Annotated in this window: 22 protein-coding genes; 20 read left to right on the forward strand and 2 right to left on the reverse strand. The window is 49.1% G+C overall.

Annotated elements, in window-relative coordinates; all coding sequences use genetic code 11:
* Position 1: 1 nt before the first annotated feature.
* The 6 genes from LACPH_RS01085 to LACPH_RS01110 all read left to right on the forward strand — a co-directional run bounded on the left by LACPH_RS01085 (position 2) and on the right by LACPH_RS01110 (position 6,486).
* Complete coding sequence (locus LACPH_RS01085) at positions 2-1,192, forward strand: sensor histidine kinase (protein ID WP_010489821.1); 1,191 nt, start codon at positions 2-4, stop codon at positions 1,190-1,192.
* Positions 1,189-2,499, forward strand: coding sequence for a D-alanyl-D-alanine carboxypeptidase family protein (locus LACPH_RS01090; protein WP_274784209.1), 1,311 nt, complete (start codon positions 1,189-1,191; stop codon positions 2,497-2,499). Before LACPH_RS01085 ends, LACPH_RS01090 begins: the two co-directional genes overlap by 4 nt.
* An 87-nt stretch (positions 2,500-2,586) precedes the next feature.
* Positions 2,587-3,066 carry a transcription elongation factor GreA gene (gene greA / locus LACPH_RS01095; RefSeq protein WP_274784210.1) on the forward strand — a complete coding sequence of 160 codons (480 nt, stop codon included), beginning with the start codon at positions 2,587-2,589 and terminating at the stop codon, positions 3,064-3,066.
* 118 nt (positions 3,067-3,184) lie between these two features.
* Complete coding sequence (locus tag LACPH_RS01100; protein WP_306387142.1) at positions 3,185-4,738, forward strand: UDP-N-acetylmuramoyl-L-alanyl-D-glutamate--2,6-diaminopimelate ligase; 1,554 nt, start codon at positions 3,185-3,187, stop codon at positions 4,736-4,738.
* A gap of 5 nt (positions 4,739-4,743) precedes the next feature.
* Positions 4,744-5,493 carry an aspartate/glutamate racemase family protein gene (locus LACPH_RS01105; protein WP_025013241.1) on the forward strand — a complete coding sequence of 250 codons (750 nt, stop codon included), beginning with the start codon at positions 4,744-4,746 and terminating at the stop codon, positions 5,491-5,493.
* A gap of 132 nt (positions 5,494-5,625) precedes the next feature.
* On the forward strand, positions 5,626-6,486 hold the full coding sequence (locus tag LACPH_RS01110; protein WP_039639701.1) for an aldo/keto reductase: 861 nt from the start codon (positions 5,626-5,628) through the stop codon (positions 6,484-6,486).
* 87 nt (positions 6,487-6,573) lie between these two features.
* On the opposite strand, the gene LACPH_RS01115 is transcribed toward LACPH_RS01110, so the two are convergent.
* Positions 6,574-7,377 carry a DeoR/GlpR family DNA-binding transcription regulator gene (locus LACPH_RS01115; protein ID WP_025013242.1) on the reverse strand — a complete coding sequence of 268 codons (804 nt, stop codon included), beginning with the start codon at positions 7,375-7,377 and terminating at the stop codon, positions 6,574-6,576.
* A gap of 453 nt (positions 7,378-7,830) precedes the next feature.
* Between LACPH_RS01115 and LACPH_RS01120 the strand changes: the two genes are divergently transcribed.
* The 12 genes from LACPH_RS01120 to LACPH_RS01175 all read left to right on the forward strand — a co-directional run bounded on the left by LACPH_RS01120 (position 7,831) and on the right by LACPH_RS01175 (position 21,016).
* Complete coding sequence (locus LACPH_RS01120) at positions 7,831-9,318, forward strand: sugar porter family MFS transporter (RefSeq protein WP_025013244.1); 1,488 nt, start codon at positions 7,831-7,833, stop codon at positions 9,316-9,318.
* Between the two features lie 79 nt (positions 9,319-9,397).
* On the forward strand, positions 9,398-10,873 hold the full coding sequence (locus tag LACPH_RS01125) for a CoA-acylating methylmalonate-semialdehyde dehydrogenase (RefSeq protein ID WP_274784211.1): 1,476 nt from the start codon (positions 9,398-9,400) through the stop codon (positions 10,871-10,873).
* A 33-nt stretch (positions 10,874-10,906) separates the two neighbouring features.
* Positions 10,907-11,722 (forward strand): 5-deoxy-glucuronate isomerase, encoded by an 816-nt coding sequence (gene iolB, locus LACPH_RS01130; RefSeq protein WP_274784212.1) that lies wholly within the window; start codon positions 10,907-10,909, stop codon positions 11,720-11,722.
* Between the two features lie 34 nt (positions 11,723-11,756).
* On the forward strand, positions 11,757-12,731 hold the full coding sequence (iolC, locus tag LACPH_RS01135; protein ID WP_274784213.1) for a 5-dehydro-2-deoxygluconokinase: 975 nt from the start codon (positions 11,757-11,759) through the stop codon (positions 12,729-12,731).
* A gap of 1 nt (position 12,732) precedes the next feature.
* Positions 12,733-14,694, forward strand: coding sequence for a 3D-(3,5/4)-trihydroxycyclohexane-1,2-dione acylhydrolase (decyclizing) (iolD, locus tag LACPH_RS01140; RefSeq protein ID WP_274784214.1), 1,962 nt, complete (start codon positions 12,733-12,735; stop codon positions 14,692-14,694).
* A gap of 27 nt (positions 14,695-14,721) precedes the next feature.
* The gene (locus LACPH_RS01145; protein WP_306387149.1) at positions 14,722-15,762 is read left to right on the forward strand and encodes a Gfo/Idh/MocA family protein; all 1,041 of its coding nucleotides are present in this window, start codon (positions 14,722-14,724) and stop codon (positions 15,760-15,762) included.
* Between the two features lie 36 nt (positions 15,763-15,798).
* On the forward strand, positions 15,799-16,851 hold the full coding sequence (gene iolG, locus LACPH_RS01150; RefSeq protein WP_306387676.1) for an inositol 2-dehydrogenase: 1,053 nt from the start codon (positions 15,799-15,801) through the stop codon (positions 16,849-16,851).
* A 1-nt stretch (position 16,852) separates the two neighbouring features.
* Complete coding sequence (gene iolE / locus LACPH_RS01155) at positions 16,853-17,749, forward strand: myo-inosose-2 dehydratase (protein ID WP_070652343.1); 897 nt, start codon at positions 16,853-16,855, stop codon at positions 17,747-17,749.
* A 30-nt stretch (positions 17,750-17,779) separates the two neighbouring features.
* Positions 17,780-18,652: a class II fructose-bisphosphate aldolase gene (locus tag LACPH_RS01160; protein WP_274784217.1), complete on the forward strand. Its 873-nt coding sequence runs from the start codon at positions 17,780-17,782 to the stop codon at positions 18,650-18,652.
* Between the two features lie 77 nt (positions 18,653-18,729).
* On the forward strand, positions 18,730-19,119 hold the full coding sequence (locus LACPH_RS01165; protein WP_274784218.1) for a tautomerase family protein: 390 nt from the start codon (positions 18,730-18,732) through the stop codon (positions 19,117-19,119).
* 149 nt (positions 19,120-19,268) lie between these two features.
* Positions 19,269-20,075, forward strand: coding sequence for a TIM barrel protein (locus LACPH_RS01170; RefSeq protein WP_274784219.1), 807 nt, complete (start codon positions 19,269-19,271; stop codon positions 20,073-20,075).
* A 77-nt stretch (positions 20,076-20,152) separates the two neighbouring features.
* Positions 20,153-21,016, forward strand: coding sequence for a sugar phosphate isomerase/epimerase family protein (locus LACPH_RS01175; protein ID WP_274784220.1), 864 nt, complete (start codon positions 20,153-20,155; stop codon positions 21,014-21,016).
* A 127-nt stretch (positions 21,017-21,143) separates the two neighbouring features.
* Here LACPH_RS01175 and LACPH_RS01180 read toward each other — a convergent pair whose 3' ends face one another.
* A complete protein-coding gene (locus LACPH_RS01180) occupies positions 21,144-21,986 on the reverse strand; it encodes a MurR/RpiR family transcriptional regulator (protein WP_274784221.1) in 843 nt (280 codons plus the stop codon).
* A gap of 417 nt (positions 21,987-22,403) precedes the next feature.
* Between LACPH_RS01180 and gnd the strand changes: the two genes are divergently transcribed.
* Positions 22,404-23,327, forward strand: coding sequence for a phosphogluconate dehydrogenase (NAD(+)-dependent, decarboxylating) (gnd, locus tag LACPH_RS01185; protein ID WP_274784222.1), 924 nt, complete (start codon positions 22,404-22,406; stop codon positions 23,325-23,327).
* A gap of 14 nt (positions 23,328-23,341) precedes the next feature.
* Complete coding sequence (gene gntK / locus LACPH_RS01190) at positions 23,342-24,910, forward strand: gluconokinase (protein WP_049169213.1); 1,569 nt, start codon at positions 23,342-23,344, stop codon at positions 24,908-24,910.
* Positions 24,911-24,945 lie beyond the last annotated feature (35 nt).

Genomic DNA, 24,945 nt, shown 5'->3' on the forward strand with positions numbered 1-24,945 from the left:
CATGAGCGAAAAAGTCAAACTCACCGCAAAGGAAAAATCCGAACTGTGGATTGAAGGCATTGTGACGGTGATTTTGCTACTGATGCTGAACTTTGCGTTGTTGGTGCTGATTAATCAGATGATCGCGCATAACCCCGGATTGGAAAATGCCATCTGGGGCGTGAAAACGAATTTGACTTTTGGCCGCGGCGGTTTTCACCTCTGGAGCTGGTCGAATCTGTTTCTTACCATGATGGCGATTGCCGACGTGATTGTGGTGTATTGGCGCTTGGCGCGGCGGTATCGGCAAATGCAGATGCGCCACGTCATCGCCGAGTTGCATTATATTGCAGACGGCCATCTTGATCATCGGATTAAGTTTGAAGTGAACACCGAGTTGCAAAAGGTCGTCAGCAGCATCAATGCACTGGTTGATTCGACGGTCAATTCGATGGCGGAAGAGCGGCGTATCGAGCAAAGCAAGGATGAACTGATCACCAACGTTAGCCACGATATTCGGACGCCGTTAACGTCCATTATCGGCTATCTGGGATTAATTGAAGACCATCAGTACCGCAGTGACGAAGAGTTGCTTAAATATACGCACACCGCTTATTTGAAAGCCAAACAAATGAAGGTGCTGGTTGAAGACTTGTTTGAATATACGAAAGTCAAGTCGACCACCACCAAGCTTAACCCGGTTCGGTTTAACATGATTGCGATGCTGGAACAGCTCGCTGCCAGTTTTGAGCTCGAAGCGCATAAGAAACATATGCGGATTCTCGTCAGCGGTGAGCCGAATCCGTTAATGATGGAGGCCGACACCGAGAAACTGGGACGGGTGTTCAACAACCTGATTGTCAATGCGTTGAAGTATGGTCAAGGCGGACGGCATATTTTTCTGGACGCACAGCGCATTGGCAGTGAAGTGGTTGTGAAAGTTTCCAATGATGGCGCCCAGATTCCTAACGACTCGTTGAATCAGCTGTTCGACCGGTTCTATCGAGTTGAAGAAAGTCGTTCGCAGGAAACCGGCGGAACCGGATTGGGACTTGCGATTGCCCAAAGCATTATTGCGTTGCATGGCGGTTATATTTATGCCGATTCCAGTCCGGAGTTGACGAGTTTTGTGATTCATTTACCATTAAAAGTCGGTGCTTCACTGACCGATAACCAAAATCATTCTAATGAGGAAGCAGGAAAGTCAAAATGAAGAAGTTGTTGCGTGGGTTGATTGCCGCGATGGTCGCGGTGTTAATGATTGGTGGTGCTGCTCCAGCAGTCTCGGTTGCTGCTGCGGAAAGTAGCGATACGAATGTGGTTGATGCCAAGGCAGCGGTTGCCATCGAACCCACAACCGGGAAAGTTTTGTACGCCAAGAATGCCGACAGCGTCTTGCCGATTGCATCCATGACCAAAATGTTGAGTATCGAACTGGTGCTGGACGCCATTGATTCAGGAAAAATCAAATGGGACGACAAGGTGACTTTGGATAAGACAATCTGGTCACTTAGTCAGGATCGCGACCTTAGCAATGTGCCATTGCGGCGGGATGGTTCCTACTCGGTACGTGAATTGTACGATGCCTCGCTGATTTATTCGGCCAACGCCGCCATGATGCTACTTGCCAAAACAGTGGCCGGCAGTCAGGAAAAGTTTGTCAATCAAATGACCGCCAAACTTAAGAGCTGGGGCATTACGGATGCCAAAATTGTCAACGTGACTGGCCTCAACAACAGCCAGTTAAAAGACGCTAAAGTACCCGGTACCGGCGATCAGGCGGAAAACGAAATGTCCGCCAAAGATATGGCCCAAGTCGCGCAACACTTACTTAAAGATCATCCGGAAGTCCTGAAAACCACCAGCATCGCCAAACAGACTTTCCGCAAAGGGACAGATGACGCGATTAATATGGAAAACTGGGACTGGATGTTGAAGGGCCTGGTTTCATACGACAAAAATCTGCCGGTTGACGGATTGAAGACCGGCACCTCCGACGCTGCCGGTGACTGCTTTACTGGTACAGTCAAAAAGAACGGCATGCGGATTATCACAGTGGTCTTACACGCCAATGGGGATGCTAAGACTCGGCGTTTTGACCAAACCAAGAAATTGATGAATCATGTTCTGGAAAACTGGAAGACCGTGAAGTTGGCTGATGCTGGACAAGGCATCAAAGGTTATCGCAGTGTCACGGTTAATCGCGGCAAAGCACGGACAACGCCGATTGCCCCAGTCACCAAGGCTGTCGCAGTGGTTCCGTCAGATACCAGTAAACAGGATCTAAAGTATACTTATACACCTGCAAAAGGGGTCAAGAAGAACACGATTGAAGCACCGGTTAAGAAAGGTGCTACGATCGGCCATCTGGAAGTGACGGCCAAGGGTGATTCGCTTGGATTTGTCGGCGGTGCAAAACGTGAAGGGATCACGCTTAAGACCACCAAGGCAGATCCAAAGGCTAACTTCTTTGTCCTGATCTTCCGCGGGATTGGTGATTTCTTCGGCAATATTTTTTAAGCGACAACAATGATGTTAAGTGGTGAATGTTTTGGACTCCGAAACGGAGATCAACACGTTCACCTTTTTGTTAGGGAGGCGGTCATCATGGTGACTTATCACGAAATTACGCCGGCCGGATTGGCTAGTCTGAAGCAAGAGGTTGAGGATCTGAAAGCGATTCGTCCGGAGAAGATCAAGAATCTTGCCGAAGCCGCAGCGTTAGGCGATCGGTCGGAAAATGCCGAATACAGTGCGGCCAAACGTGAACTGCGGCAGTTGGAAGGGCGGCTGCGGTATCTTGATAAGCTGATTCGTTATGCTAAAGTCACGGCGCCGGCAGCAAGCGATATGGCTGATATTGGCAATACAATCAAGCTTAAGTTTGATGATGACGATGATGAGGATACCTTTGAGTTAGTGGGTCCGGCAGAAGCCGGCATGGGCGCTGATAAACTTGCCATCAATTCCCCACTGGGTGCGGCAGTTCGGCGGCATTATGCAGGTGATACCGTCACAGTCACGGCGCCAAGCGGGACTTATCAGGTAACGATTCTTGCGATTCAGCCGGGAAGTGGGGATGCTTGATCATCGGCCGATTTTGGCTTATCGTCACTTGACCACATGATCAATCATTGGCAAAGCCACACTAATGCTTATGCTATAATGAAGCTTGAAATAACGGCATATAAAAAGGAGCAGCCCAATGGCACTATCACTTAGAGCTTGTATTTTATTGTTGAAGGAACACCATTTACTCAAAAGCGCGGCCATCCAAACCACCGAAGATGTGGACATGACCGGCATTGCTTATGATTCACGGAAAGTGTCTGGCCCGACGCTGTTTTTCTGCAAGGGTGATAAGTTTCGGCCGATTTATTTGTCGATGGCCAAAGACAATGGCGCCAAAACCTATGTCGCGGAAAAACCGTATGTGGAAGGTAATGGGCTCAATGCCTTAATTGTCCGGAATATTACCAAAGCCATGGCGATTCTCAGCGCTGCCTTTTTCGACTATCCGCAAGATGACCTGTTTGTGATTGCCTATACGGGTACCAAAGGCAAAACCACGGCATCGTACTTCACTGAAGCCATTTTGAACGAAGCGCGTCCGCGGCATATCGCCTTATTCTCAACGATTGACACGGTTGTCGGCCCGGAACCGAATCAACGCTTCAAATCAAACCTGACTACGCCGGAAAGCCTGGATTTATTCCGTGATATGCGGGAAGCAGTTGAAAACGGCATGACCCATCTGGTGATGGAGGTGTCAAGTCAAGCTTATCTGCGCAATCGCGTTTTCGGGCTGACTTATGATGTCGGGTTCTTCTTGAACATCACGCCGGATCATATCGGGCCGAACGAGCATCCGACATTTGCCAACTATCTGCACAACAAGCTGCAATTGCTGGTTAACGCCCGTAAAGTCGTGATTAATGCCGAAACCGAGCATTTTGACCAGGTTTATGCCGCCGCGACAACGACGACTTATTCGGAAAGTATTTATTTATTTGCCAGTGCCGGCTTCAAGCCTAAGCGCGACGATATTGACATCGACTTTCGGTTTGACAGTCAGGAAGCGGACGTTGCCGAAAGTCGCTTTACATTAGTGCCGGTAACGGAAAAAGCGGCCGCACTCAATATTGGCGGCCATTATTCGCTTGCGTTAATCGGCGATTTTAATGAAAGCAACGCGACTGCAGCGATCATCGGCGCCGGATTGGCAGGGGTTGATGCATCGGCGGCAGTTCCGGGGATTGCTAAGGTTAAAATACCCGGGCGGATGGAACATGTTCAGATTGCTGGTCATGGCACGGTTTATGTTGATTATGCCCATAACTATGCCAGCATGAAGGCACTTTTATCATTTTTGAAGCGTTCATACAAAGATCCGCGGATGCTGGTTGTGGTCGGGTCGCCTGGTGATAAAGGCGTTTCCCGGCGGCCGGGGTTTGCCAAAGTGCTTACTGAACTAGCTACGGAAGCCTATCTCACAACCGATGATCCCGGTTACGAAGATCCTGCTAATATTGTCAACGAAATCGACAGCAAAATCGACCACAGTAAGGTCAAAGTTCATAAGGTGCTTGATCGGAAAGAAGCCATCACCGAAGCGATTAAAGCCAGTGGCCCGCAAGATGTGGTGGTCGTAGCCGGTAAAGGCGCGGATCCTTATCAGAAGATTCGCGGCGTCAATACGCCGTGGCCAACCGACATGGCAGTTGTAAAAGAAGTTGGCAAGTCGTTACAGGAAGGCTGATATTAATGCGTCAATTTTTCACGGTAATCGGAGGCATGGGCACACCCGCAACAGAAAGTTACGTGCGGCTGCTTAATCAACGGACGCATGCCCACAGTGATCAGGAATATCTCAATTATATTCTGGTCAATGATGCCACCGTGCCGGATCGAACCGATTACATTTTGGATCATAGCAAACCAAGCTTTTATCCGGATTTACTTGAGGATATCCAGGCACAAAGCTTGCTGAATCCCGAGTTTATTGTGATTGTTTGCAATACGGCTCATTATTTTTACGATCAGCTGGCGGCCGCAACCCCGATTCCGCTGTTACACATGCCGCGACTGGCGATCCGCGACATGTGCGAGCGATTCCCAAATGAAAAACGCATCGGACTCATTGCCACGCAAGGTACCATTAAAGATGGCATCTATAGTCAGGAAATCGAAAACACGGGACGCGAAGTTGTTCTAGGGGATCAGGCACTTCAGGACATGGTCACAGAACTGATTTACAAGTACGTTAAGGAAAAAGGCGAAGTTAACGCTGAATTGTATCACCGCATCTTAAAGCGGATGCATGATGATTTTCATGTCAACGTCATCGTGCTCGGCTGCACCGAGCTGTCATTTGCGCAGGAAAAAGCGGGCGATCATCCGTATCACGTTATCGATGCCCAGAGCATTATTGTCGACAAAACGCTGGCATTAGGCAAAGCCTTCCGCAAGAGCGAAGCGGACGGTAAGGCGCTTTTGAATCAACTAATGGTGTGAGCCGAGCGTGAACAGGAGATTTCTGCGACTGCGAACGCGTTATCATTCATTTTTGAGTGGTAGACGGCCATACAAAACGCTGCTTACTTGTGGTAAGCTTAAATCAGTTCTCAAGTAAAGAAGATGCAGAATTTGGCACATTTAACCAAATTGACAGACACGTATACTTTAAACAATGGCGTTGAGATTCCGATTGTTGGCTTTGGCACTTGGCAGACACCTGATGGAGAAGTTGCCAAGCACAGTGTGGAAACCGCATTGGCTGCCGGCTACCGGCATATCGACACAGCTGCTGCCTATGGTAACGAAGATAGTGTCGGTGCAGGCATCAAGGCATCCGGTGTTCCGCGCGATCGGATCTTTTTGACCACCAAACTGTGGAATGCCGATCATGGCTATGAAGCAACCAAAGCCGCCATCGATCGCTCATTGCAAAAGCTTGGTGTTGATTACGTCGATCTTTATTTGATTCACTGGCCAAATCCGATTCAATTCCGGAACAATTGGGAAGAGGCTAATGCCGGCTCGTGGAAAGCCATGGAAGAAGCCTATCAAGCAGGTAAGTTACGGGCGATTGGTGTGTCGAACTTCCGCGCCAAGCATTTGGACGCGTTACTCAAGACCGCTAACGTCAAGCCAATGGTCAATCAGATCTTCCTGAATCCAAGTGATTTGCAGCCGGAAGTCGTGGACTATAACAAGGCGCATGATATTTTGAGCGAAGCATATAGTCCACTGGGCACAGGCAAAATCTTCAAAGTCGAATCCCTTAAGAAGATTGCGGAACGTTACAACAAGAGCGTGGCGCAAGTGGTGCTTCGCTGGTCACTGCAACATGGCTTCCTACCGCTGCCAAAATCGGTGCACGACGACCGTATTAAAGAAAACGCCCAGCTGTTCGACTTTGAGCTGAGCCATCACGACATGACGCTGATTGATGCATTACATGGCGAAGCGGGTCTGGCAACGGATCCGGATACTACTGATTTCTAGGAGCAAAATGACGATGCAGTCATCATTGTATGACTGAACAAAACCCCCGCGGGAGACCGCGGGGGTTTTTGTGTGCCGTGACGAAATTTATGAAGGTGAGACGGCCTGCTGCGTTTTGGCATTGATGAGCTGAACATTGTTTTCAGTCAAAAAATCGCGATATTTTGCGTCAACATTGCCATAGGTGACAATCGCATCGATGTCTTGCAAAGCACCATAAGTGAGAAGCGAGACGCGGCCAAACTTGGACTGATCGATGAGCAGGATCTTGCGGTGCGCCTTTTTAAAGATCTCGGCTTTGATGAGATATTCGTTGTACTCCGAGTTGGATAAGCCGCGTGTCAGCGAAATCCCAGTTGCGGCCATGAACGCCTTGCCAATGTTAAACCGGCTGAAGATGTTCATATCATCAATACCGGTAAACGACTGGGTCCGCCGATCAAAATTCATGCCAATGATGACGAGTTTGATGTTCGCAAGCGGTGCGGCTTGATTGATAATCTGCAGATTGTTGGTAACTAAAGTGAACGGAAAATCTGTCGGTAAAAAACCGCCCATCTCAGCAGTCGTGGTCCCGGAGTCAATAAAAATCAAGTCTTCAGGTTCGATGAGTTGGGCCGCAGCGCGTCCGATCTGGTGTTTTTCGGTCGGTGCCGCTAATTGACGCTCACTGTAAACGGTGAGGGCGTTGCCTTTCGTGCTGGGAGTCGTGGTGTTATCCGTCACGCCACCATACACTTTTTTAACGGTGCCGGCAGCGATGAGGCTGGCCAGATCGCGACGAAGCGTGCTGGGAGCGATGTCAAACTTATCTTCGAGTTCTTTCATGGAAGCCGTCTTGACGTCGCTGATATAAGCTTGCATGGCATCAATTCGTTCTTTTCTAAGCATGGATGTCACCTTCTTCATTTCTATAAGCAATTTGATTATAGCATTTAATGACAAACTTTTGAACAACTTTTGAGCAACTTATCAGCCAGATCATGATTAATTTCCAGATGAGCAATTGGTCATGCCCCGGCTGCCCAAAAAATGTACTGATTTTCTCAAGAAAAATGGCAACATTCAAACATAAAATCTGCTTTGATCTATGCGCAAAACGGCGAAGATAACATTGGGTTCCTTTGACGGAGCAGCTAGTTGTTTGTCTTTATCATACCATCATGGTATAGGGAGATTCATCTTTTTGACCGGATTTGCAAATAATTGGTCATTTTATGAACAAATGTTGAATACTTTTTAGTTGACTTTGATCGGGTGTGCCTATATGATGGCAATGTGATCATAAAGTAAGCGCTTAACTTTGTACTAAAAAACTTCAGAAAAGTTTGGAGGCTATGGAAAATGCGCAAAGCAGGAATTGTTAACGACAAAGGCGAGGCTGCGCTTGCTCCGCAGACGACTGGCGGGATCAAGTCAGAGAAGTTGCCTAAGTCGGCACGGCGCCGGTTACGGATTATCTCCGTGATTGCGACATTTGGCGGCATGCTCTTCGGGTATGACACTGGGGTGATCAATGGTGCGTTACCATTCATGACCAAGGCAGGAGAATTAAATATGTCGCCTTCGATGGAAGGCTTGGTAGCAAGTTCATTAACGTTGGGGGCCGCTTTTGGGGCAGTTTTGACCGGCCGGATTTCCGATCGTAAAGGTCGGCACAAGGTGATTACCGCACTTGCGATGTTGTTTGTTGTCTCGACAATTGCGTCGGCCTTGTCACCAACGGCACCGATATTAGCGTCAGTTCGATTCGTTTTGGGTCTGGCTGTCGGAGGTGCTTCGGTCATTGTTCCGACCTTCCTTGCCGAGGTTGCACCGTCAAATCTCCGTGGGCGGATTGTGACCCAGAATGAATTCATGATTGTTTCCGGCCAGTTATTGGCCTTTGTGTTTAATGCTATTTTAGGAACGACGTTGGGCCATATTCCCGGCATTTGGCGGTGGATGTTAGTGCTGGCCACGATTCCGGCGATTATTCTTTGGATCGGGATGAATTTTGTTCCTGAATCACCGCGGTGGTTGGCGGCCAATGGCAAACTGGATCAGGCTTTAACCGTTTTGCGAGAAATTCGGACAGAGGATCAGGCACGCGATGAAATGGAAAAGATCCAGATTTCCTTAAAATCCGCGCAGGAAGTTAAGAGCGCTTCGATTGCCGACTTGAAGATTGGCTGGATCAGACGGCTGGTTTTGATCGGTATTGGCTTAGGCATCATGCAACAGATTGTCGGGATTAACGTCATGATGTACTACGGAACGACAATTCTGCAGACCACCGGCTTTGGTCAGAACGCGGCCTTGATTGCCAATATTCTGAACGGTGTTACATCGGTGGTCGCAACCATTGTGACGATGCATTTGATGAGTAAATTCAAACGGCGTCAAATGTTATTAACCGGGATTTCCGGTACCTTGTTTTCACTTGTCGGTATTACACTGACCAGCCACTTTCTGGCAGGCAGTCCAATGTTGCCTTATTTCACGATCTTGTTGACGATTATCTATCTGGCGTTCTTCCAAGGCGCATTAGGACCGCTGACATGGTTGCTGCTATCGGAAATTTATCCGGCGCGGATCCGTGGTTTGGGGATGGGATTTGCCACCTTCTTCCTCTGGATCAGCAACTTCTTCGTCGGTTATTTCTTCCCGGTTATGTTGGCAGGCATCGGTATGTCGAATACCTTCCTTGTCTTCGTGGGAGCCAACATCATTTCATTGATTTTCGCATGGCGGTTTGCACCAGAAACAGCCGGTCGTTCGCTCGAAGAAATCGAATTGGACAACAAGTTTGACGACAAGTTCCCAGAAAAGAGCAAGATCAACAAAAATTAAGTTTCCAAAGTCAATTTATTTGAAAATGTAAGCGCTTCATATCATCCTTGAAAAAGAAGCACGAAAGGAGTCAGTTTCAATGACAACGCAACAAGCAGTGAAGACACTCAAGAATTTTATCAATGGTAAGTGGGTAGACGCCAAAACCGAAACCTTCGAAGATGTTTACAATCCCGCAACCGGTGAAGTTTTAGCTCGGGTACCGCATTCAAGTAGCGAAGATGTTGCCGATGCGGTTGCCGCAGCAAGCGCCGCGTTTAAGACCTGGCAGCGGGTATCGATTCCTAAGCGGGCCAAAATTCTATTCAAATACCAGCAGTTATTAGTCGAACACCAGGAAGAATTAGGGCGGATCGTGACTGAAGAAAACGGCAAGAGCCTCAGTGAAGCAGTTGCCGAGGTCGGCCGTGGTATTGAAAATGTCGAATTTGCAGCTGGCGTTCCAACCTTGATGATGGGGGATTCGCTAACAACGGTGGCTACCGATGTTGAGGCGACCAATTACCGTTATCCGGTTGGCGTTGTTGGTGGCATTACCCCCTTTAACTTTCCGATGATGGTGCCATGTTGGATGTTTCCGATGGCAGTGGCAACCGGCAATACGTTTGTGCTGAAGCCATCCGAGAAAACGCCGCTGACAAGCCAGCGACTGGTGGAACTGTTCCAGGAAGCAGGTTTGCCTGATGGGGTGCTGAATATCGTTAATGGGTCAGTGGATGTTGTGAATGGTCTTTTGGATCATCCGGATGTTAAAGCGATTAGTTTTGTGGGTTCCGAGCGGGTCGGCGAATATGTGTACAAGCGCGGCAGTGAACACTTGAAGCGGGTTCAGGCCTTAACCGGGGCAAAGAATCATACCATCGTTTTGGCGGATGCAGACCTTGATGCAGCTGTGAAAGGCATTATTAGTTCGTCATTCGGATCAGCCGGTGAACGCTGCATGGCAACTTCTGTTTTGGTATTGCAAGAAAGCATTGCCGACAAATTCATGGCGAAATTTACGCAGGCAGCTAAGGATATCAAGATTGGCAACGGATTGGACAAAGGGGTCTTCCTGGGACCGGTTATCCGCAAAGAAAATCAGGAACGGACTTTGAACTATATCAAAACCGGGGTCAAAGAAGGCGCCAAACTGGTTTTGGATGGTTCGGAAGAAGCCAAGGAACACGATGGTTACTTCGTTGGGCCGACCATTTTTGAAGACGTCAAGACCGACATGACCATCTGGCACGATGAAATGTTTGCGCCAGTGCTTTCGGTGATGCGGGCAAAGGACTTGCCAGAAGCCGTTGCTATTGCCAACAGTTCCGAGTTAGCCAATGGGGCTTGCCTCTTTACGGACTCAGCCGCATCTATTCGTTACTTCAGAGAAAATATCGACGCCGGCATGTTAGGCATTAACCTTGGCGTTCCGGCACCGATCGCGGTCTTCCCGTTTTCCGGGTGGAAGCATTCGTTCTTCGGCACACTGCATGCCAATGGCAAAGACAGCGTGGACTTCTATACGCACAAGAAAGTTGTGACGGCGCGATATGATCAAAGCCGGTTCAAGTAAAAGTTCTGCAGCTTTGAAAAGAGGGGGGTCACGATGAGCTTACTGTATCAAAAGCAAAATCAGGAAATTCGGCCAGGCGTGCATTTGATTCAGGATGTCAATGCAAGTAATTCGGCAATGAAATATACGGCAGTCAAGGTTTTGGCGCTTGATGCGAACGCCTCGTATGACGAAACTCTGGGAGATTTTGAGGCCGGCATTGTTGTTTTGGCCGGAAAAGTGACGGTAACCGCCGACCAACAGCGATTTGAAGGTATTGGCCAGCGGCAGTCGGTTTTTGACAAAATTCCGACTGACAGCGTTTATGTTGGCACCGGCTTGTCGTTTGGTATCACGGCACAAACAGCAGCCAAGATTTTAATTGCTTATTCGCCAACCACGACGTCTTTCCCGGTTCGTTTGCTTAAAGGCGACATTCATCAAATCGAGCATCGCGGCAAGTATCAGAATAAACGACTGGTGCAAAACATTTTGCCAGACGACCTGCCATTTGCGGACAAATTGTTGCTGGTGGAGGTTTATACGGACTCGGGAAACTGGTCAAGTTACCCGCCGCATCGCCATGACCATGACAACCTACCGACGGAATCGTTACTGGAAGAAATCTATTATCACGAAATGCAACCAAAGCAGGGATTTGTTTTTCAGCGTGTCTATACAGACGATCACTCGCTCGATGAAACCATGACCGTTCAAAACCAAGACGTTGTGATTGTTCCTAAAGGCTATCATCCTGTTGGCGTTCCAGATGGGTATGACAGCTACTACCTCAACATTATGGCAGGACCGACCCGGGTTTGGCATTTTCACAATGCCCCGGAACATGCGTGGATTATTGATCGGAAGTAGAAAAGGTTGATGAGCAAGGGAGGAAGCATTTTAGATGTCTAAAAAATTTGATTTGATTGCCATTGGCCGAGCAGCCGTTGATTTAAATGCGGTGGAATATAATCGGCCGTTAGAAGAAACCAAGACCTTCGCAAAGTTTGTTGGCGGCTCGCCAGCCAATATTGCGATCGGTTCCGCCAAGCTAGGCCAAAAAGTCGGCTTCATTGGCAAGGTGTCAGATGATCAACTGGGACATTATGTGACCCAGTACATGGCTGAAGTAGGCATTGATACCTCACAAATGGTTAAGGATGATGCCGGCCATAAAATCGGACTGACTTTTACCGAAATTATTAGTCCTGAAGAAAGCGACATTTTGATGTACCGCAATGAAGCCGCTGACTTATATTTAGCGGCCGATGAGGTTTCAAAAGACTACTTGGCCCAAGCACAGATGCTCGTCATCTCAGGAACCGGATTAGCGCAAAGTCCGTCACGCGAGGCGATTCTAAAAGCACTTTTGCTGGCGAAGGAACTTGGCGTCGAGATCATCTTCGAACTGGATTTCCGGCCGTACACTTGGCAAAATGCCGAAGAAACCAGCCTGTATTACCAACTTGTTGCTCAAAAAGCTGACGTCATCATCGGCACCCGCGATGAATTTGATGTTTTGGAAAATCATCAGGGCAATACCGATGAGCAAACAATCGCAACCTTATTCCAATACGACGCCAATCTGATCGTCATCAAGAGTGGCGTTCAGGGGTCAAATGCTTACACCAAGGCGGGCGACAAGTATCATTTTGGCGTTTTCAAAACGAAAGTACTGAAGAGCTTTGGTGCAGGTGATTCGTTTGCTGCCGGGTTCCTGTATGCTTACAGCCATCATCTGGGGATTGAAACGGCCTTGAAGTATGGGAGTGCTGCGGCATCGATCGTCATTAGCCAGTTAAGTTCCTCGGAAGCGATGCCGAACTTGGCGCAGCTGACCGAGTTTATTCAAAAGGCTGAGACGCAGGGGGTGCATTGAGATGAGCGCAATGGAGTTGGAGCCGCAAACAAAAGCGTCGCAACGGTCCGCACCTGACACTGTCCGGCTGACGACCGCACAGGCGTTGGTTCGTTTTTTAAATCAACAATATATTGACGTGGATGGAGAAGTGACACCTTTTGTCGAAGGTATTTTCGCCATTTTCGGACACGGCAATGTGTTAGGGCTGGGAGAGGCTTTACAGGAAGACCCCGGTCATTTGAATGTTTATCAAGGACACAACGAACAAGGCATGGCCAGCACGGCGATTGCGTATAGCCGTCAGTTGTATCGCCATAAGATTTTTGCGGTGACGGCTTCGGCAGGCCCGGGATCCGCAAACTTTGTTACGGCGGCCGGCAATGCTTACGTCAACAACATTCCGATTCTCTTTTTGCCAGCCGACACGTTTGCGACGCGCCAGCCGGATCCGGTTCTGCAGCAGATTGAAGTGGATGGCAGCGCAACGACGACCACTAATGACGCGCTGAAGCCGATATCCAAGTATTGGGATCGGGTTGAGCGGCCGGAGCAATTGATGAGTGCCTTGCTTAAAGCGTTTGAAGTGCTAACCAATCCGGCTATGGCAGGGCCGGTAACCATTGCCTTGCCACAGGATATCGAAGCGCAGGCGTTTGATTATCCGCGCAGTTTCTTCAAGAAGCGCGTCCATGTCGTGAAACGCATTCAGCCAAGTGCAGCCGAATTGGCGGAAGCAACCCGGCTGATCAAGGCAAGCAGCTATCCGGTTTTGATTGTCGGCGGTGGCGCGAAGTTTAGTGAGGCCGGGCCGGCAATTGAGGCGTTTTCAGATCAATTGAAAATTCCGATTGTTGAAACCCCGACAGGGAAGTCCACCGTTTCATCCGCTTTTGCGAACAACATGGGTGGCACCGGCGTTCTGGGGACCGCCGCTGCCAACGATGTGATTGCCAAAGCCGATCTGATTATTGGGGCGGGTACGCGGTATACGGACTTTACGACGGCATCCAAGACCGCCATTGATCCGGAGAAGACCCACATTATCAATATTAATCTGAATCGCATGCAGTCCTATAAGTTTGATGGGTTCCCGGTAGTTGCCGATGTGCGTGATACTTTAACCCAACTGACAAACGCGCTGCCCGGATACGAAAGTGGATTTACTGACTTGGCTGACATCAAGGCAACTTGGCAAAAGGAACGGAACCGCTTGGCACACACGAATTATGATGCGCCGGACTTTACGCCTGAAGTTAAAAACCAGTTTAGCCCCGAAACCTTGGCAGAGTACGCGGCAAAACTGAAAACCCACTTTACGCAAACCGAGGCAGTCATTGCAGTCAACGACACGATTGCTCCAGACAGCATTATGGTCGCAGCAGCCGGTTCGTTGCCGGGGGATGTTCAACGTATCTGGGATCCGGTCGAGCCGAACACTTATCACATGGAATATGGGTATTCCATGATGGGGTATGAGGTTCCAGCAGCCTTGGGCGTCAAGTTGGCGGAGCCGGATAAAGAAAGTTATGCCTTGGTTGGGGATGGCAGCTTTATCATGTTGCATTCGGAACTCGTCACAGCCCTACAGTATCACAAGAAAATCAATATTTTGGTCTTTGATAATTCCGGATTTGCGTCGATCAATAATTTACAAATGGCGCAAGGCAGCAATAGTTACCTGACTGAATTCCGAACAGCCGATCACGATATTTTGACCATTGATTTTGCCAAAATCGCTGAAGGATACGGGGCGAAAACCTACCACGCTAATGATCGGGAAAGCCTGATCGCCGCTTTGGAAGACGCTAAAAAGCAAACCGTTTCAACGTTAATTGACATCAAGGTGCTGCCGAAAACAATGACGCAAGGTTACGGTCAAAGCTGGTGGCGTGTCGGGGTGTCTGAAGTCTCCGACAATCCGAAAGTCCAAAAGGCGTATCGGGCCATTCAAGAAGGTATTGATCAGGCGTTTAAATACTAGGAGAAAACAGCAAAAGGAGCGATCAACATGGTTGTCAAAGTTGGTGTTATCGGAACAGGCGCAATGGGTCGAGCGCATATTGATCGGCTGACGAATGTCTTAACCGGCGCAAAAGTGGTGGCAGTTACCGACATTAATCAAGAAGCGGCTAAAGCTGCGGTGCGTGATTTTAAACTGGATGCAAAAGTTTATCCTGACGACACGAGTCTGTTACAGGATCCGGATATCGATGCGGTCTTTGTTGTCAGTTTTGGTGGGGCACATGAAGCGACGGTTCTTAAAGCCTTGGATACGGATAAATTTATTTTTACGGAGAAGCCATTGGCGACAACCCTGGAAGGCGCCAAGCGCATCGTCGACAAAGAAATGGGCAAACCGCGAAAGGTCATTCAAGTCGGGTTCATGCGCCGCTATGACGAAGGGATTCATGCGTTGAAGACTCAGTTGGATTCAGGCATCATTGGGACTCCGCTGGTTGTTCGGGCCAGTCACATCAATCCGGATGTGGCGGCGAACTATTCCAATGAAATGGCGATTACCGATACTTTGATTCATGAAATCGATGAGATGCACTGGTTGCTTGATGACGATTATGCATCGATTCAGATCACCTATCCGCGGCAGTCAAGCAAAGTGAACAACGAAGGATTGCGGGATCCGCAACTGGCGACGTTGACGACTAAAAAAGGCGTGGTTATTCAAGTGCTGGTTCATGTGACGGCGCAATATGGCTATGAGGTCAAACTTGAAGTGGTTGGGGAAACTGGCGAGTTGAAACTGCCGGATTACGGATTTGCGCTAATTGTGCGAACCCAGGCAACGCAACAGACTGCAATGGAAACAAGTTGGGTCAAGCGCTTCTTGCAGGCATATAACACCGAAGTGCAGGAATTTATTAATCAAGTGGCCAAGAATCAGTCGCCAATTGGCCCTAGTGCGTGGGACGGCTATATTGCCGCTGTGACCGCAGAAGCCGGCATTCGCTCGCAAAAGGATCAGGAACCGGTTCTCATTAACGTAGCCGCAACACCGGCATTTTATCAAAAGAAACAGGCAGTAAAAGCTTAAGTGAACCAAATAAATGACTTGAGGAGGATATTGATGATGGCTCAACGGACAGTAAAAATCGGCATTGTGGGGTTAGGACGACTGGGGAAAATCCATGCGACTAATCTGGCAACCAGCATTCAGCACGCTAAGCTGCAGGCAGCCACAAGTGTTGTTCCAGAGGAGTTGGCATGGGCGCGCGAAGAACTTGGGGTTGAAGAAACCTATGAAGATTTCGACGATATGGTTCAAAACGCAGATATTGATGCGGTGTTTATTGTGTCACCTTCAGGATTCCATTTGCCACAAATTGAAAGCGCTATGAATGCGGGCAAACACGTTTTTAGCGAAAAAACGATCGGCTTAGATCTTGCGGCGATCAAACACACACAGACCGTGATCAACCAGCATCCTGATTTGAAATTCCAGCTTGGCTTCATGCGGCGCTTCGATGATTCGTATGTTTATGCAAAGCAGCTAGTTGATGAAGGCAAAATTGGCGACATTACACTCATCCGCAGTTACAGCATTGACCCGGCGTCCGGAATGGAAAGCTTCGTTAAGTTTGCGACCTCGGCTAATAGTGGCGGCTTGTTCTTAGATATGTCGATTCATGATATTGATGTGATTCGCTGGTTCACCGGTAAAGAGATTGACAAGGTTTGGGCGATCGGGTTGAATCGCGCTTATCCGGTTCTGGATCAGGCTGGCGAGCTGGAAACCGGCGCGGCGCTGATGCAACTTGAAGATAAGACCATGGCGATCCTGGTAGCCGGGCGCAATGCAGCACATGGCTATCATGTCGAAACCGAAGTCATCGGGACCAAAGGGATGTTGCGGGTCGCCCAGGTTCCAGAGAAGAATCTGGTAACGGTGATGAACGAAGAGGGCATTATCCGACCAACATCCCAGAACTTCCCTGAGCGGTTTGCCCAGGCATTTCTGAGTGAAGAAAAGGCGTTTGTTGACAGCATTTTGAAAGACACTTCAGTCGGGATTACGGCAGAAGATGGCTTGCAAGGTACGAAAGCAGCGCTGGCATTACAACAGGCATTTGAAAAGAACGATATTGTCAAAGTCGATGACGTAGATAAAAAGGTGGGTGCTTAAATTGACGATTGAGCTAGGAATTGCGCCAATTGGTTGGACAAATGATGATATGCCGGAACTGGGCAAAGAAGTGACATTTGAACAAGCAATTGATGAGATGGCGTTGGCAGGGTACCAAGGAACCGAAGTAGGCAATAAATACCCAAAGGATCCGGCAGTGCTAAAGCATTATCTGGAATTACGCCATCTGAAAATTGCCAGCGCATGGTTCAGTGCCTTTTTGACGACCAAGCCGTATGAGGAAACCGAAGCGGCTTTCATTAAACATCGGGACTTTCTTCACGCGATGGGCGCCAAAGTGATCGTCGTTGCGGAACAAGGACATAGTGTTCAAGGAATGCTGGACAAAGCCGTTTTTGATGACAAGCCACATTTTACCGATGAAGAGTGGCAGCGGTTGGCGACCGGATTGGAACGGTTGGGCGATCGGGCACATGAAGTAGGAATGCAAATTGTGTATCACCATCACATGGGGACTGGTGTTCAAACAACGGCTGAAATCGATAAATTGATGGCGATGACGGATCCAGACAAGGTTTCACTTTTGTTCGACACCGGGCATCTGGTCCTATCCGGTGAAGATCCGCTAGACATTTTCAATCGCTACAAAGATCGGATTAAGCATATTCACTTCAAAGACGTTCGCCCGGAGCAAGCTAAGCAAGAACGGGCAGAACACATGAGTTTCTTGGCTGGGGTCAAAAACGGGATGTTTACGGTGCCTGGCGATGGCATGATTGATTTCAAGCCAATCTGGCAAGCCATTCAAAAGAGCAACTATAGCGGATGGATTGTGGTTGAAGCCGAGCAGGATCCCGCCAAGGCAAATCCGCTTGAATATGCATTGAAAGCAAAACAGTACCTGGATACCATCATGGCAATCCCACAAGCGGTTTAAAGGGTTAGATTTAGAAGGGGTATGGTCCTTATGGCGTTGATACCAGCAACAACATTGATGCAAGCCGCACTGGCTCACCACGCTGCAATTGGTCATTTTAATATTAATGGTCCCGACTGGCTGGAGACGTATCTTAGGGTTGCTGAAGAAACCAAAACGCCGATTATTGTGGCAACTTCCGATCGGATTATGGATTTTCTTGGGGGCTTCGACTTCATGTCGCGCTACGTACGTTTCATGATCCAAGCGTTGGAAATTACCGTGCCGGTTGTACTTCATCTGGATCACGGGTTATCCGTCGAGCACGTTTATCAGGCGATTGATGCTGGCTATACATCGGTCATGTTTGATGGCTCAAAGTTGCCCATTGATGAAAATGTCGCCTTAACCAAAAAGGTGGTCGCCTATGCGCATCAACGTCATGTGTCGGTTGAAGCAGAAGTTGGCAGCGTCGGTGGGAATGAAAATGGCCTAATCAGCGGTGTTCAGTATGCCAGCGTGGCGGATGCGTTAAAAATGGCTGGCACCGGTATTGATTCGTTGGCTGCGGCATTGGGTTCGGTTCATGGCGATTATGTTGGGCGGCCCAAGCTTAACTTTGAGCGGATGACCGAGATTGCCCAAGCAACCCAACTACCGCTGGTTTTGCACGGTGCATCAGGTATTCCTGACGACCAGATTCAGCAGGCAATTCAAACCGGAACGGCCAAAATCAACATCAATACGGAAGTGAACACCGTGTGGACGGAAGCGGTTGCCAAAGCGCTTCAACAAAAACGCTCCGGTCACGATCCACAGCCAATTCTTACAGCAGGCAAGCAAGCGATGGCGCGCCTGGTTGAAAGTAAAATGAACGACTTTCATATTTTGGGGAAAAGTGCCCGGCTGACTGCGATGGAGTGAAAGCGTTACTGATATTGTGTTCAGTAAATCATGAAGTTGATTAACTGAATAGTGCGAATTATGAAAGCAGGGATGATATGCCACTGGTTCGGTTTGACATGTTAAAGGGCCGATCACTCGAAACGATTCAACAGATTTTGCAAATCACGCATGAGGTCATGGTGGCGGCTTTTGATGTACCGGCACGTGATCGGTATCAAATTGTCCACCAACATGAGCCTTACGAAATGGTTGTTGAAGATACCGGATTGGGAATACCGCGCACGGATAAGGTTGTGGTCATTTCATTGGTCAGCCGCGTACGTACCGTTCACCAATTAAAGCAGTTCTATGCAACGCTGGCGGAACGGTTATCGGCGGCAGGGCTAGTCGATAAAAACGATCTCATGATCAATGTTTCGTTCAACAACGACCAAGGATGGAGTTTCGGCCAAGGGAAAGCGCAATTTCTGGATGGCAGTTTGTAGGTGAATCATAAGATAGCTTGAAAATGCCTTGGCCGTTTCTGGAAGTATGCAACGGTCAAGGCATTTTCTGTGCGGCTGCAAGATGTGTTAGAAAAGCTGACATCTAACAGTAGCGAAACAGTGTGCGTAAGAAAGTAGAGGCGTTAAATATGACGATTCAAATAGAAAAAATGGCGCTCAATCGAAAAGTGGCGCAAAACCGCTCACTCGAAAGCTTTTTCCAGTTAGCGACAGAGGTTGGCATTCATCAGGTGGAGTTGCGCAACGATATGACGGCGTCCGATCATCCCGAGACAGTCATTGATCAAATGCCGGCTGCAGCATTTAATGCGTTAAAAGCCAAATACGGCATGAAGATTCTGACCATTAATGCGCTGCAACAATTTAATCAGCCAGCAAAGTTAGTCAAAAATCGGCAACTTTTGACCGGATTGGCCGAGTTGGCGGTTCAAATCGGCAGCCCAGCCATTATTTTCGTACCGGAAGTTAATTCGCAAGATAGCCGAACGCCGCAACAACGACTGGAGGATGCGGCCCACAATCTGCAAGTGTTTGGCGAGATCTTAGCGACTTATCATCTGACCGGGTTAGTTGAACCGCTGGGCTTTATGGCTAGCACGTTGCGGTATCCGTGGACGGCGCAACAGGCGATTGAATTGTCCGGTCGCACGGAGTTCAAGTTAACCATTGATACCTTCCACTTCTTCTTGGCACATATAACGGCAGCGCAGTTTAAAGCAAATGTTGACGTGAAACGAATCGGACTCGTCCATTTGTCCGGCATCGAACCGATTCACGAGTTGCGCGAAGTTTTGGATGAGGACCGCATGTTTATCACAGACCGCGACATCATGCAAAACGTTGAACAGGTGCAACTTTTTGAATCAATGGGTTATAAAGGCAACTATTCCTTTGAAGCCTTCTCGACACGATTAGCGGCCGAAAGCAACAAGTAGCTGGCGGATCAAATCACTGCCAGTATCAATCGGCTAAATCAACCAACAGCGGTTTCAAACTTGGAGGTGTGAAGACCATGAAATTAGCTTACGATCCTTCCATGTTTCGCGACACCATGACGTTGAAGCAAATGTTTGATGAGGTCGCTCGTCTCGGCTACGAATATGTTGAACTGTCGCCACGTAGAGATTTCATTTGGTTCTATGAACATCCGGTAGCTGACACGGCACTGATCAAGCAGGTAAAACGGTATGCTCAGGATGCCGGCGTTAAAATTTCCTCGGTGCTTCCGGTGCAACAATGGTCGTCACCCGATGAACAGGAGCGTGAATTTGCTGTCCGCAACCTGAAACGCACCATTGAAATCACGGCCGCGCTGGGTGTGAAAGTGTTGAATACCGAATTTTCAGGCGATAAGTTCCAGCCACTGGTATCGCAGGGACAGTGGTACAAATCCATGGAAGAGCTGGTGCTGGAGTTTGAAAAGAACGGCATCACATTGGAAATCCAACCGCATCCCAATGACTTTATTGAATCGAACCTAGCCGCTAGCCGCTTAATTCGTTCGTTGGATGTGGACTGGGTCCATCAGGTTTGGTGCAGCTCCCACGCCTTTTATATGGACGACGGGCACGGCGATATTCGCCAACAGTTTGCCGAATCCGGTGATCTCATTACCCATGTTCTGATTGCAGATACGTTTAATCACAAAGGCAATCAAGGCTTGCGTTACATCATCAATCCGCCAGGCGCACCGGTGACGATCCACCAGCACTTAAATCCGGGTGAAGGCGAAGTCGATTTTGCCACACTTTATGCTGTGCTGCGGGAACGGCATTTTAACGGCATCATCACCAATAACGTGTTTGCCTGGCCCGACAAGGTTGATTGGTCAAATAAAATCACATTACAATCGATCAAGAATGGCCTGCAACTCTAATAGGCATGGCTGGTGACGGTCAATGCCGTTCAATAAAAAATATTTCTGATCCAAAACGACACCTGGTGCATGAATTCTCAGATGTCGTTTTTGTATACTTAAAGTGACATAAGCTGCTGATGATTGATTATCGGCGCGTCGCATCAATGGTGGCGCGAACTCGGCGAAAGAGCGGAGCAGTCTGACTGTTGGTTTGAATGGCGCTGATCATAAATAGCGTATCCATGAGGCTAAGCTCCGCGATTAACGCATGGAGCGCTTCGGTTCGGTAGCGCGATTCTTCGGCAACCGCGACAAACGCGGCATCGGCCATTTTTGCCAGACGAGAAGCCGGTGCGCCGGTGATCACGATAAGCGGCACCTGCTGTTGCTTGGCCAAGTCAGCTAACGCAATGGCATCTTTATCTTCACCGGAATGCGACGTCAAGATCATGGCGTCATTGGCGCCCAGATGCGTTGCTGCCATGAGCTGCATATGATAATCCGCGGCATAGGAAACGGGGATGGCCGTCCGCAGAAACTTGTGATAGCCATCTAACGCAACGAGATTGCTGGCGCCTAATCCAAAAAGACCGAGATGATCCGCATGGGTAATCCAATTAATCGCTTTAGCCAAGGCAGCCGTGTCCAAGTTGGCCAAGGTGGTTCGGAGCGCATCGATATTGGAGGTGAAGATTTTTTGCGCTAAGGTCTCGACCGAATCGTCCGGGCTCAGTTCCGCAAATAGCGTTTGATCCGGTTCCGGTGATGATTGAACCAGTGCCATCCGTAGCGCCTGGAAGTTAGGATAACCCAACGCCTTGGCAAATCGCGAAATCGTGGCCGTACTGACGCCGGTCATCGTGCTGAGTTCCGCGATATTTGCCTGACTGGCGCGATCGGGATGCGTTTGAAGAAAATCCGCCAATTTCTTTTCTTGGCGACTCAAGTTTGGTTTATAAATTTGTAGTTGTACCAGAAAATCGTGCATATGCCCCTCCTCCATTTCAAGATTAGTATAGCATTAAATGCATGGACTGAAAATTAATTACGGTCAATTTGCTTGATTTTTGTAATTTTTTTACATACAATGGCACCATGATCACGGAGGAGCGCTTTTGATCCCCGGAAAAGTGGTCTTGGCGTTCACATTAACGCGTTCGCCAGCGCAGAAGCCTACGTGTAAGGACCTTGGTCGCAATGGCCAAACCCGGGCCATCACGCCCAAGGCCGCTTACACTCCGGCTTCTAAGCGCGCTGGCTCACGCTCACATTAACGCGTTCGCCGGCGCAGAAGCCTGCGTATAAGGACCTTGGTCGCAATGGCCTAAGCCCCGGCCATCACGCCCAAGGCCACTTATACTCCAGCTTCTAAGCGCGCCGGCTCACGCTCAGGAGGGGATAGCATATGCAAGTAGGTATGGTAGGTTTAGGCAAAATGGGTATGAATCTGGTCGCGAATATGCGCGATCATGATATTGAAGTGGTTGCGTTTGATTTGAATGATCAGGCGCGGACGGAAGTGGGGCAATATCAAGCGAGAGCTGTTGCCAGTCTCGATGCACTGGTGATGAGTCTGGCATCACCGCGGATTATTTGGAGTATGGTACCGGCAGGAAAACCAACCGATGCAACGATTAATCAGCTGGCCAAGTTACTGCGGCCTGGTGACATCGTGATTGATGGTGGCAATTCTTATTATCAGGATTCCATCAAGCGAAGTCAGTTGTTGGCAGAAGAGGGCATTCACTTTTTTGATGTCGGGACGTCCGGTGGCATGGCAGGCGCGCGGGCCAATGGCAACTTCATGATCGGCGGCGACCAAACGCAATTTGCCAAAATTGAACCGCTGTTTAAAGCCATTGCCGCGCCTGGTGGCTATCTGTATACCGGCCCAGCCGGCTCAGGGCATTATCTGAAAATGGTTCACAATGGCATTGAATACGGCATGATGCAGGCGATTGGCGAAGGCTTCGATGTCTTGGCTCATAGTCCTTATGATTACGACAATGAAGCAGTTGCCAAAATGTGGAACAATGGCTCCGTGATTCGCAGTTGGTTGATGGAACTGGCTGGTAATGCCTTCAGCGACGATGCCGATCTCGAAAAGATTCAGGGGATCATGCATAGTTCGGGTGAAGGCGCATGGACAGTCGAAGAAGCCTTGCGTTTGCACGTGGCAACGCCGGTGATTGCCAGTGCTTTGATGATGCGTTACCGATCAGAAGCAGCCGACACCATGACCGGTAAAGTAGTGGCTGCTTTACGCAATCAGTTCGGGGGACATGCAGTTGATCCCACGACTGGAAAACACGGCGGCCAAGTGAAGTAAAGGAGAAGAACGTGATGTCTATCAAATATATGATCGGGGTTGATTTAGGTACAACGAGTACCAAGGTCGTTTTGTTTGATCTAAAAGGTCAAGCGATTGCAACGGCGAATAACCCTTACCCGTTATATCAAGATACGCCGGATATGGCTGAAGAGGATCCGGAAGAAATTTTTGCGGCGACGGTTGGCGGATTAACCGAAGTCATGCATCGCGGAAATGTTCAGCCCGGTGAATTAGGCGGCGTTTCGTTTTCAGCCGCCATGCATAGTCTGATTTTGATGGATGAGCATGACAAACCGATCACGCGGGTTATTACCTGGGCAGACAATCGGGCGGCGGCTTACGCGACGAAGCTGAAGCAAAGTGACCTCGGGATGACGCTGTTTAAGGCGACCGGGGTTCCAACGCACCCGATGTCGCCGCTGGTGAAGTTACTGTGGCTCAGTGCCGAGCATCCCGAGCTTGTCGCCCGCACGCGTCATTTTATCGGGATTAAAGATTATATCTTGTTCCGCTTCTTCGGGCGGTATGTTCAAGACTATTCACTGGCAAACGCGACGGGCTTGTTCAATATCCATACGATGGATTGGGATGATCGTGCCCTAGATGTCGCCAATGTCCGGCGCGATCAACTGCCGGAGTTGGTGGATACGAGTTATCAGCTGACCGGGTTGAATGCTAATTACGCCGCCGTGACCGGCATTGACGACAAAACACCGTTCATTCTCGGGGCTAGTGATGGCACGCTAAGTAACCTTGGCGTTGGCGCGATTGATCCTGGCGTTTTGGCGGTCACGATTGGCACTTCAGGCGCCGTTCGCGTGGTGACGGATAAGCCGGTTGTTGATCCGCAAGGGCGGTTATTCACTTACTACTTGGCACCTAATAAGTGGGTCGTCGGCGGTCCGGTGAATAATGGCGGCATCGTGTTCCGCTGGGTGCGCGATCAATTGTTTGCGCCGGAAAAAATCACCGCCGAGCAACTACAGGTTGATTCATATGAAGTTTTGACCGACATTGCCAGCAAAATTCCTGCCGGTGCCGATGGGCTATTATTCCATCCGTATCTTGGCGGGGAACGGGCCCCGATTTGGGACGCGAATGCGCGCGGCAGTTTCTTCGGCTTAACCCGCCAGCATACACGAGCACACATGGTTCGCGCGGCACTTGAGGGCATCGTTTATAACCTGTATATGGTGATGTTGATGATCGAAGGCATTACTGGCAAACCTCGCGCCATTCAAGCGACAGGCGGGTTCGCCCGCAGCGCATTATGGCGACAAATGCTGGCCGATGTGTTTGAACAGGAGGTCAATATTCCTGAAAGTTTTGAAAGTTCAGCATTGGGAGCCGTGGTGATCGGGATGAAATCGTTAGGGTTGATTGATGATCTCAGTGTCGTCAAGGATATGATTGGCGTCACCAACACGCATGAACCGAATGAAGCTAACTTCCAAGCTTATCGGGAATTGTTGCCAATCTGGATTCGGTTAACGCGCAAGCTAGGCAGCGAGTATCAGGCGATTGCCGATTATCAACGGGCACATCCGGATCCGAGGGCACGTAGCAAAGAACAGGATTAATCAGGCATATAAAATTAGGCGACAGACGCAAACGA

Source organism: Lacticaseibacillus parahuelsenbergensis (assembly GCF_030770265.1).
In the GTDB taxonomy this organism is placed as follows: domain Bacteria; phylum Bacillota; class Bacilli; order Lactobacillales; family Lactobacillaceae; genus Lacticaseibacillus; species Lacticaseibacillus casei.

Excerpts from the sequence above, each read along its gene's own strand:
- LACPH_RS01085 (WP_010489821.1), top strand. The coding sequence starts at position 2 with ATGAGCGAAAAAGTCAAACTCACCGCAAAGGAAAAATCCGAACTGTGG.
- LACPH_RS01090 (WP_274784209.1), top strand. The coding sequence starts at position 1,189 with ATGAAGAAGTTGTTGCGTGGGTTGATTGCCGCGATGGTCGCGGTGTTA.
- greA (WP_274784210.1), top strand. The coding sequence starts at position 2,587 with ATGGTGACTTATCACGAAATTACGCCGGCCGGATTGGCTAGTCTGAAG.
- LACPH_RS01100 (WP_306387142.1), top strand. The coding sequence starts at position 3,185 with ATGGCACTATCACTTAGAGCTTGTATTTTATTGTTGAAGGAACACCAT.
- LACPH_RS01105 (WP_025013241.1), top strand. The coding sequence starts at position 4,744 with ATGCGTCAATTTTTCACGGTAATCGGAGGCATGGGCACACCCGCAACA.
- LACPH_RS01115 (WP_025013242.1), bottom strand. The coding sequence starts at position 7,377 with ATGCTTAGAAAAGAACGAATTGATGCCATGCAAGCTTATATCAGCGAC.
- LACPH_RS01120 (WP_025013244.1), top strand. The coding sequence starts at position 7,831 with ATGCGCAAAGCAGGAATTGTTAACGACAAAGGCGAGGCTGCGCTTGCT.
- LACPH_RS01125 (WP_274784211.1), top strand. The coding sequence starts at position 9,398 with ATGACAACGCAACAAGCAGTGAAGACACTCAAGAATTTTATCAATGGT.
- iolB (WP_274784212.1), top strand. The coding sequence starts at position 10,907 with ATGAGCTTACTGTATCAAAAGCAAAATCAGGAAATTCGGCCAGGCGTG.
- iolC (WP_274784213.1), top strand. The coding sequence starts at position 11,757 with ATGTCTAAAAAATTTGATTTGATTGCCATTGGCCGAGCAGCCGTTGAT.
- iolD (WP_274784214.1), top strand. The coding sequence starts at position 12,733 with ATGAGCGCAATGGAGTTGGAGCCGCAAACAAAAGCGTCGCAACGGTCC.
- LACPH_RS01145 (WP_306387149.1), top strand. The coding sequence starts at position 14,722 with ATGGTTGTCAAAGTTGGTGTTATCGGAACAGGCGCAATGGGTCGAGCG.
- iolG (WP_306387676.1), top strand. The coding sequence starts at position 15,799 with ATGGCTCAACGGACAGTAAAAATCGGCATTGTGGGGTTAGGACGACTG.
- LACPH_RS01160 (WP_274784217.1), top strand. The coding sequence starts at position 17,780 with ATGGCGTTGATACCAGCAACAACATTGATGCAAGCCGCACTGGCTCAC.
- LACPH_RS01165 (WP_274784218.1), top strand. The coding sequence starts at position 18,730 with ATGCCACTGGTTCGGTTTGACATGTTAAAGGGCCGATCACTCGAAACG.
- LACPH_RS01170 (WP_274784219.1), top strand. The coding sequence starts at position 19,269 with ATGACGATTCAAATAGAAAAAATGGCGCTCAATCGAAAAGTGGCGCAA.
- LACPH_RS01175 (WP_274784220.1), top strand. The coding sequence starts at position 20,153 with ATGAAATTAGCTTACGATCCTTCCATGTTTCGCGACACCATGACGTTG.
- LACPH_RS01180 (WP_274784221.1), bottom strand. The coding sequence starts at position 21,986 with ATGCACGATTTTCTGGTACAACTACAAATTTATAAACCAAACTTGAGT.
- gnd (WP_274784222.1), top strand. The coding sequence starts at position 22,404 with ATGCAAGTAGGTATGGTAGGTTTAGGCAAAATGGGTATGAATCTGGTC.
- gntK (WP_049169213.1), top strand. The coding sequence starts at position 23,342 with ATGTCTATCAAATATATGATCGGGGTTGATTTAGGTACAACGAGTACC.